8 protein-coding genes are annotated in these 9,141 nt (G+C 48.3%); 3 read left to right on the plus strand and 5 right to left on the minus strand.

The window, feature by feature from the left end; all coding sequences use genetic code 11:
• Complete coding sequence (locus VK497_06290; GenBank protein HMI09978.1) at positions 1-699, minus strand: NUDIX hydrolase; 699 nt, start codon at positions 697-699, stop codon at positions 1-3.
• Positions 700-1,356: 657 nt separating this feature from the next.
• Here VK497_06290 and VK497_06295 point away from each other — a divergent pair.
• Positions 1,357-1,911, plus strand: coding sequence for a hypothetical protein (locus VK497_06295; protein ID HMI09979.1), 555 nt, complete (start codon positions 1,357-1,359; stop codon positions 1,909-1,911).
• A gap of 49 nt (positions 1,912-1,960) precedes the next feature.
• Entirely contained in the window at positions 1,961-2,359 is a 399-nt protein-coding gene (locus VK497_06300; protein ID HMI09980.1) for a DUF1801 domain-containing protein, read from the plus strand.
• Between the two features lie 107 nt (positions 2,360-2,466).
• Here VK497_06300 and VK497_06305 read toward each other — a convergent pair whose 3' ends face one another.
• From VK497_06305 to VK497_06315, 3 genes are all read right to left on the minus strand, one after another.
• Positions 2,467-2,877, minus strand: a complete 411-nt coding sequence (locus tag VK497_06305) for a hypothetical protein (GenBank protein ID HMI09981.1) — start codon at positions 2,875-2,877, stop codon at positions 2,467-2,469.
• Positions 2,878-3,066: 189 nt separating this feature from the next.
• Positions 3,067-5,304 carry an excinuclease ABC subunit UvrA gene (locus VK497_06310; protein ID HMI09982.1) on the minus strand — a complete coding sequence of 746 codons (2,238 nt, stop codon included), beginning with the start codon at positions 5,302-5,304 and terminating at the stop codon, positions 3,067-3,069.
• Between the two features lies 1 nt (position 5,305).
• Positions 5,306-7,180 carry a right-handed parallel beta-helix repeat-containing protein gene (locus tag VK497_06315; protein ID HMI09983.1) on the minus strand — a complete coding sequence of 625 codons (1,875 nt, stop codon included), beginning with the start codon at positions 7,178-7,180 and terminating at the stop codon, positions 5,306-5,308.
• A gap of 92 nt (positions 7,181-7,272) precedes the next feature.
• On the opposite strand from VK497_06315, the gene VK497_06320 reads away from it, so the two are divergent.
• Positions 7,273-7,821, plus strand: coding sequence for a PadR family transcriptional regulator (locus VK497_06320; protein HMI09984.1), 549 nt, complete (start codon positions 7,273-7,275; stop codon positions 7,819-7,821).
• Positions 7,822-8,589: 768 nt separating this feature from the next.
• On the opposite strand, the gene rsgA is transcribed toward VK497_06320, so the two are convergent.
• A partial coding sequence (gene rsgA, locus VK497_06325) for a ribosome small subunit-dependent GTPase A (protein ID HMI09985.1) occupies positions 8,590-9,141 on the minus strand: 552 nt, incomplete at its 5' end.

The raw sequence follows: 9,141 nt of genomic DNA on the forward strand, positions 1-9,141 counted from the left end.
TCAATCTTGATTAGAAATAGACAAGTCTGTCGCTTCCAGGTTGTATTTGTGTTCAATGTAATTATCCCGGCTAGATGAAGCATACTCAAATATATCAATGAGCGAACGACTAGGCGATGGAGATGCCAGAAGCTCATCCGCCATATAGAGCCGATTCACTCCCGCTTTGCTATGGTCTGTCACGATATAGTCGTCGGGTAGTGCACCTGTGTGGACTGCAAAAAGCTTATCATCAAAAACCTCGTCTTTATACGTATCAATTCGTCGGAAAAAGCCAAGAAGCCGAAGTGAAGGCGCAGTTCCTAAACGTTCAAGCGCGACACGAGCAGCAGCGTCAGCCATAGACTCGCCAGGCTTCACCGAACCCGTCGGCCATTCAATACGACCAATAAAAGGCTGCGCCGTTCTATGCATAACGGCAAACTTATCGCCTTGGCGAATTACAAGCGCAACGCTCATTCGTGCCTGACGGCGCATGGTTAGCTTTTCGGTATTCGCGACAAGGAAATGTTTACCCTTAGAAAGAATCTGATATTGCCCGCGATCAATCTTTCCAATATAGCCGTCGTGTATAAGCTGGCGTATGTAATACCCGCCCAGATCGCTAGAATAATCACCAATGTTGCACATCTCAATAAAACTACATACATTTTTGTAGTAAAAACATGACAGCATCTGAAGAGATTTGCTAGAGGCCATTTTGTTATTATATAATATCGTTAACTATACTGCAAAAAACAGTAGATCCTGAGTCTCAAAACCGTACCGATAGCCAGCCAAAGCGCATTCAATTTGACGATGCAATGATAAGCTTGTGATCATTCTACTCTATCATCCAGCAGCCGCACTTAGATAACGGCGATATGCGCCGAACACTAATAGATGATTTCGTGTCGGTGCTAAATCAGATTATTGAAAAAATTAGTCCTAAAAAGAAAAGACCCCGTATCCTGTAAGATACGGGGGATACCCAGGGCCCGGAGGCCCTGGGTATCTTGATTATGCGCGTGGGACTTAGTTACCAGTCCCAGTACTCGTCCCCCTCGGGCTTTACCGTCGGGTCGTCCGACGGCTTGACCTGGGTGGGCGTGAAGGTTACGTCCATAATGTTCACCCCCCTCCGGGTGGTTCTGTGAACTATATCATATTGTTAAAATAAATGCAACTACCCAAGCACATGGATCTCGAGATCCTATCGCTCCCAACAGCAACAACTGATGCTCTAGAAAAATACGCGTATGATATAGCAAGGCTACGTCCTGAACATTATCCTTGCTTGATCTGGGCGTGATCATTACAGCTATTGATACTCTGTCACACTTGGTTCAAACAAGTTAATTTGATACACTCTAGAAAATGTCACAAGGTAGCTTTAATTTATTTGATTTTGACACACCGCTTGTTTTCGCTGACGGCACGACATTCTGGAATAAAATCACCAATGAACACATCACTCATAGAAAAGGATTCTTTATTCTTGGCCCGTCAGGTGCTGGCAAGACACACTTCGTTAAAAACCAAAAAGAACCGCACTGGATAGACGGTGACAGTATCTGGGCTGGAAGCAATGCGTCGCCAGCAGGTGAATGGTGGCTGCGAAGCGGCGAAGATATTGGCATTATTGACTCACGAAGTGATGTTATGACCGTACAGGCCAAACAACTCGGTCTTTGGGTTATCGGTGCTTCAAATTACTGGTTAAAACCAGACGCGATTGTCATTCCGCACTGGAGCACGCATCAAAAATATATTAAGCACCGCGAACGAAACGGATATGATGGCGGCGCAAAATCCGACGCTTTCGATCAGGTACTTTGGCATAGACGATGGATTATGAAATACGCCAAACAAGGCGTACCACAATTCAAATCAGTTCAAGAAGCAGCTGATTATCTCAAAAGTCTAGAATAGCTAACTGTCCTATCGTATTTTGTTCTATGCTATTTGATATGATAAATACATGGACATACGACTCTCAGATAAACGCATTGACCAATACATCGGTACTTTGCCTGAATGGCAGCAGGATATATGCAAACGAGTACGATCCCTCGTTCACGCAGCCGACCCAGACGTCGTCGAAACAATTAAACGCACCGACCGGCCTTACTTTACGCTCGAAGGAAATATATGCGCGCTGCAAGCTACTAAAGACCATGTAAACATTTTTATTTATGATCCTATCGCACCAGACCCAGAAGGAATTATCAATCAAGGAGAGGAGAATCTCACCGCTCGATCTTTGCAGGTATACCAAGGTGATCAAATCAACGAAAAAGCGCTTATTAACCTTTTCAAATCAGTCATTGCAAATAACCGTGCAGGTGGATGGCGCAAAATAAAAACTACTAAAAGCTAACTTTGAAAAAAGTAGAGAGGTACGTCCGTCAGGCGGGGAAGGAAGCTATTGTCGGCAAAGCCGGCTCACTTCTTCAGGTGGATACCTGTCCCCGCCATGGTGAAGGCTCATCGAGACGAAAAACGATCTTCGAGAATGCGCTTCATGGTCGTGTCAAGTTGTCTAAGGCTGATCCGCAAGGGTTTCCCTTCGACTCCCTCGACGAAGGCATATCTGCCGCCTACGTCCACGGTCTCATCGTTGTCAATGAGCTTTTCGTACAACCCGTTGCCGATGAGTTCGATGACGGCCGCTTGGTAGGCCGGGCCCACCCCGGAGCTCAGACGAAGGCAAAGCACGTTGCTATCCGCCGGCTGGCCCTCGATAATCGGAGCGCTGTCTTCCTCAGGATCAAGGTTAGACACCAACATCAGAGGCACCAGCCCCTTGTAGTAGCCGCTAGGGAATTCTGGCATCCCATCCCACGGCAGCCACACGTACAACGCACCGTCGTCATTTGTTACGACGACATTCCACATAGGAGACATGGACGTTCCTCTCTACTCGGGTAAAGGCAATGTATTACATTGCTTACAATATTATATAATCCAAATTACTCTAGGTCAACTATAGGGAGAGGGCGACTATCCCTTGACGTCACGTAACAGATCGGCTACGCTGGTCATTCTTATCAGCTAGGTACACTTCGGTCATTCGAAATGTAACTCCTATATAAAAGCGCTTGTTAGTGATTGCTTTGCCTGCTTTAAGTCACGAGGTGTGCCTTCAAATATAATCCGGCCACCGTTCTTGCCTCCCTCCGGCCCCATATCGATTATCCAGTCGGCACTACGAATAATATCGAGGTTGTGCTCAATAACGATTACCGTATTGCCTGCGTCAACCAAGCGGTTCATGATGGCAAGTAAATGGGTGATGTCTGACATGTGCAGGCCAGTTGTCGGCTCGTCCATGACGTACACGTTGCCTTTTTTGTGTAGATAACTCGCCAATTTAATACGCTGGCATTCTCCTCCTGAGAGCGTACTGAGCGGCTGACCTAGAGTAAGGTAGCCTATGCCGACATCGCTGAGTGCCTGAAGCCTACGTACGATTTCTTTTTGTTCGAAAAATTTAAGCGCTTCAGTTATTGTTATTTCTAAAATGTCGCTAATAGATTTGCCGTTCAGCCGGTAGGCTAAAACCTCATCTTTGAAACGTTTGCCCTTACAGACTTCACATGGTGTCTTCACGCCATCTAAGAAGGCGAGGTCAGTATAAGTAACGCCTAACCCTTTGCAGTTTTTGCATGCACCTTTTGAGTTGAAGCTAAAAAGGCTGGCATCCACATGGTTAGCGCTAGCAAACGCTTTGCGCACGTCGTCCATAATGCCAGTGTAGGTGGCGGGATTGGAGCGAGTGGATGCGCCCACAGCTGATTGGTCGATGACAATTGCCTCTGGGTGCTGGCTAAGAAACTCTTGCAGGATCAGCGAGCTTTTACCGGAACCGGCTACGCCAGTTATAGCCGTAATGACACCAGTGAGGATATCGACGCTAACATCCTGCAGGTTATTAGCCTTGGCGTTAGTAATCGCCAGAATGCCGCGGGCAGTGCGGAACGTGTCCTTGATCGGCAATGCTTGCTTAAGATGTATGCCGGTAAGCGTACCGGTGTTCAGAAGGTCTTGGTAACTTCCTTCGAACACAATATGGCCGCCGTTTTTGCCCGCCCGCGGCCCAACGTCGACAACGTGGTCGGCAATCTTTATAACATCCGGGTCGTGCTCGACAACAATAATCGTATTGCCTTTATCGCGCAGCTTCTTCAGGAGCTCGTTCAGTAGATGAACGTCGCGGGGGTGCAGCCCGACGCTGGGCTCGTCAAAGATATAGGTAACGTCCACCAAGCTGCTGGTGAGGTTTTTGACCATTTTTATACGCTGGGATTCACCACCGGAAAGCGTGTCTGTTTCGCGGTCCAGGCTCAGGTAATCCAGTCCGATATCTATAACGTGTCGCAGCCGTTCAGTAAGTGAATCCACTGTGCTTTTGGTGCGCGGATCGGTGATAACCTGAAGCGCCGGAACGAGATCGCTAACCTGCATAGCGGTCATACCGGCAATAGTGTGACCGTTAATTGTTACGCCTAGAGCGGCTGGGCTTAGCCTTGCGCCATGGCAAAGATTGCACGGTCCATACGCTATGTAAGGTGCGACCGCTTGCTGTGTACGTTCCGAAAGCGTTTTGAGATCGCGCTTAATATAGGACTGCGTAAATTTTTCGATTATACCGGCATAGGTCACATTCATAACGTTTTCGCCAACTTGCATTTTAATCTTGCGCGGCTTGCTATGCAGTAGTAAGTCCATTTCTTCGGGGGTAAAGTCGCGCAATTTTTTATTAACGTCAAAGAAACCAGAGGCACGGAAGGTATTGGTTTCCCACGACGCAAAAACTGATACTTGCACGGCGCCTTCGCTCAGCGACTTGGACATATCAAGGAAATCGTCGGCTATAACGGTCATTTTTCTACCGACGCCACTGCATTCCGGGCACATTCCCTGCGGGTCATTAAACGAAAACAGGTTTGAAGCGCCGATAGACGGCTTGCCGATGCGGGAGTACAGCAGCCGTAAGATCGCGTAAATGTCGGTGATGGTGCCGACCGTGGAGTGCGCACCGCCGCCAAGGCGTTTTTGGTCAACCACTACAGCCATGCTGAGATTGCTAATTGAGTCAACGTCGGGCTGGGGATACCGCGGCAGTAAGTTACGAATGAACGTACTGAAGTTTTCGTATAGCTGGCGCTGTGCCTCGGCTGCGATGGTATCAAAAACGAGTGATGACTTGCCAGAGCCGGATACACCGGTAAAAATAGTAATTTTTTCTTTAGGTATGCGCAAAGAGACATTTTGTAGGTTATTCTCGCGCGCGCCGTGAATCTCAATATATTTGTGCGCCATGTTACCGTACCTCCTTGCGTAAGGGATGATTATGCTCAATGCCTGCCTGCTGGGCTATGTGTTTTGCGACTGGGTTGTGCTCGATTGCCGCTTCGATCGTCTCGCTCGCAAGCACAGTATTATCTGCGACTGCCACGGTTTCGGGCGGTTTATCGTATTTATAAGGCATCTTGTCCCAGAAATTCCCCTTGAATGTCACATTCCTAAGCGGTGGCGTAACATCCAAAACCACCGGCGTGTCGGCTCGGTAAATAATATTGTTTTCTATTTTAGTCCAAGCTGTACCATAATCGGTGTAAAGTCCAAAATTGTAAGAGGTCAGCACGTCACGGATAACGTTGCCGCTTACGACCGCACCGTCTTCATACGACGTACCTTGCGCGCCCGCAAGGTTGATGCCCCCGCCATCAGCTAACAAGTCCATACTGTTGAAGACCAAATTATTCGTAATTTTTGTCGCGCGCGTTGAGTTGTCCCCGTAGGCTACGATCCCGGAATGTGGCACATCGTTGACCTGATTATGGGTAACTACCGTATGCTGCGCTTCTACGAGTAACACTGCCGAGGAACCGTGGTATTCGCATCCCGTATGGTGAAGCCAGTTGTTCTCGATATGATTATGCTTGGTTTCTTGGTTCGGTATTTTATCAGCCGATGTGCTGCCGAGCGTAATTGCCGTGGCCGAAATATCCTCAAAAATATTTCCGGTTACGGTATTGAATGAGCAGCCTGCCGTAAGTTCTATGCCGCCTGTCCCGAAATGGACAAAACGGTTATTTTCAAAGGTGACTGCTCGGGCGTGCTCAAAGGTGAGTGCGCTTGGCGTAAGCTCGGACGCACTCGGAACCGTCACCCACGACTCTTCGTCCAGTGGGATTTTCTGAACGCCACCCCCCGTGTAGTATGTAGCGCCATGGTAGTGCACAAAACCATTCGGCCCGCTGGGCTGTTGCCACGTTGCATGCGCAAACGTCAACCCGCGGAATGCAATGTTACGCAAGGGTGCATTTTCCGTGCCGCGGCCATGAATGAGCGTCTCCAGTACAGGGATAACAGCCCGTACTGTGCTCATGTCTTCGTCGGCTTGAGGAATGTAGTAAAGTCTGTGTGCACCGGGCTTGGAGCTGTCAAATACAAATGCGCCAGGTTCTTTTAAAAATCCAAGGCCATTCTCTATACGCGTAGGCCGGGATAAGCCGTATTCTGAGACGCTGTTTTTTCCGATATTGGCCGCGATTTTGGACTTATAAAGGCTGCTCGCCCATTCGAAAGCCGGCTGTTTCATGAGTATGATCGTAGATTCGTGGTTCGTTTTGGTGGTTTCTACGCCAATACGCGCCTCTGACCATGGGTAGATACCCGTATATACAAATTCTAGGTCAGCGGCATTGCCCCAGGCTTGCGGTTGTGCGTTGTTTACATCGTAGCCAGATACTGTTTGAACGAACGACTCTGGAATATCTTTCAACGTTGCGCGTGCGACACGCTTGTCATTAATAAATAACTGGCGGGTTTTGGCCGCACCTATTTCCGTCATCCAGATATTTTTATCGGCATCATACAGATGCCAGTTGGCAACTTCCTTGCCCCCGCTTACAATAACTTCTTCTTGTGCATCAGTCCCGTAGCCATAGGCCTGATACATAACCCGGTATCCATTTAAGCCGGCGTCGCTCCCGGCCGTAAGTTCTAGGGGCGACGTGAGTTGGTGGGTACCTGCGCGCAGATTAATAATGATATCGGCCTGCATTGTGGAGATATATTCGCGCGCTTTTCTTTGGGCAGCGGAAAGTGTTGCGAGTGGCTGCTCGAAGGTACCGGGCGAATCATCGTTACCGTTTCGTGCTACAAATAGTTCGTTTAGCTGGTGTGTCACGCGCTCTCCTCTGCTTTTGAATAGTGCTACTCTGACCGTAACACAGATGACGACTCTATTCAAATTTGAGTACAATATGATACAGTAGCAGTATGTCAGCAAGATTAATGGTACTCGGTGTTATGAAACGCGAAGGACAAGCTCACGGCTATAAGGTATATAGCGAGCTAACTTCATGGCGAGCGGAGACATGGTCAAAGACGCGGCCAGGTTCTATTTACCATGCGATTACCCAATTAGAAAAAGAAGGTTTTATACAAAAAGTAGGCAGCGCCAAAATCCAAGGTCCGTCCCGTACCAATTACCGTATTACTGTTGCTGGCGAGCAGGAACTAGCCCGCCTCATTGAGAAAGCACTTGTGGATTATGACTTAGAAGTTTTTGCTGCCGGCATGGCGTTTATGCATGAGCTGCCGCGCGGGCGTGTTATCGAACTAGCAAGACAACGCCTTAAAGCTTACGAAGAAGTCAGCACCTTCCTAGAAGCATTACCGCAAGAAAAACGGCCGACCACACCGGCCAAACATCCAGAAATTATAGGTGCTTGGAAGTACTTTTTTGACGGTACGGGCACGTGGCAGCAGGGTTTTATTGAACGTCTTGAGAATGGGTATTATCTGTTTGACGGTGAGGATTCGTAAACTGGCCTTTAAGCCGGAGCGTGAGTAAGTTTCGTGACCGGTGGTTCAACGTGACCCGCTAACTCTCCCTACATGACGTAAGGGTATACTCGCCAGGGAGGGGACGTTGACAACAAGATTGATAAAAAGATATAAATAAGCTTAGGACTGTCCCGCCAAAATTTGGAGGCCACCGTGGAAAACACGAACAGCCCTACGGGAAATGAGGAGTTCCCCGTGAACCTTCTCTGCGAAGCATTGAGCGAATTGGTCGTTGGTCTGCACGAGCGAGTTATCTGCTCGTGCAGCCACGGACATTCCTCACCCGGCAAGATCACAAGAGTGATCCCGCCTGCCGATTCCGAGCAGCATCCAAGCTGGCTCGCTTGGAAAGTCGAGATCACCCCGGACGACGGCACGGATCCGTGGCAGAGAGGTCTGTCCGACTACGTTGAGCCCCGGGAGCGAACCAGTCTTTTCCGCCTCTACTTCGGCGATCGGGCTCATCCCTGAATGATCCGCCCCGTAAATGACAGTAGAACGCCCCGCGTTCCTGCCATATGCGGGGCGTTCTACTTTACTAAAATTTTCCAAATATACATGTTTAACCCTTGTAACGTGGTATGATGGTAAAGATACAAAATAACTTGGATAATAAATATGGCTAAACACAAGAACTGGCACGGAGCATCACGCAAACGCCTTTTGAAGAAAAAAGCAAAATCACAGAAATAATATAAAAGATTCGAAGCTTTATATTACAAAAAGAACTGCTTGGCAGTTCTTTTTCTATTCATTCATTTCGTCACGCATATTTTTCAGTAAATCACGGTTTTGTTTTTTAACCGTTCGTTTCGTTTTTTCACTCGTTCGCCATGCAAGGGCAGTGGTTCGTTTTTCTAGAGCGCTTAGTTCGGTCTTCATCTTTACATACGCTTCGTAATGTGAGCGGTCAAGAGATCCGTTTTTAAGAGCCTCTTGGATTGCGCAACCATCGTCACTGCCGTGCTTGCAGGTAGAATACTTGCACTGCCGGGCAAGGGCAGCCACGTCATCAAAGTCTTCGTCAAGATCTTCCTGCGTTCCCCATAATTGCAATTCGCGGATACCCGGCATATCAACGAGCAGCCCGCCATTTGGAAGAACGAACAATTCCCGGTGAACCGTGGTGTGTTTACCCGTTTCATCAGATTCACGAATAGCCTGCGTTTTTTGGGCCTCGCGTCCAAGCAGATGATTCGTAAGCGTCGATTTTCCAACGCCAGAAGATCCCAGGAGCACCGCCGTTTTACCGGGTTGAATAAATCCGATAATCTCATCGACGCCTTTGCCTTCGGTTGC

The sequence above is a fragment of the Candidatus Saccharimonadales bacterium genome, assembly GCA_035317825.1.
Classification (GTDB): domain Bacteria; phylum Patescibacteriota; class Saccharimonadia; order Saccharimonadales; family Saccharimonadaceae; genus DATHGB01.

Excerpts from the sequence above, each read along its gene's own strand:
- VK497_06290 (HMI09978.1), bottom strand. The coding sequence starts at position 699 with ATGGCCTCTAGCAAATCTCTTCAGATGCTGTCATGTTTTTACTACAAA.
- VK497_06305 (HMI09981.1), bottom strand. The coding sequence starts at position 2,877 with ATGTGGAATGTCGTCGTAACAAATGACGACGGTGCGTTGTACGTGTGG.
- VK497_06320 (HMI09984.1), top strand. The coding sequence starts at position 7,273 with ATGTCAGCAAGATTAATGGTACTCGGTGTTATGAAACGCGAAGGACAA.
- VK497_06295 (HMI09979.1), top strand. The coding sequence starts at position 1,357 with ATGTCACAAGGTAGCTTTAATTTATTTGATTTTGACACACCGCTTGTT.
- VK497_06310 (HMI09982.1), bottom strand. The coding sequence starts at position 5,304 with ATGGCGCACAAATATATTGAGATTCACGGCGCGCGCGAGAATAACCTA.
- VK497_06300 (HMI09980.1), top strand. The coding sequence starts at position 1,961 with ATGGACATACGACTCTCAGATAAACGCATTGACCAATACATCGGTACT.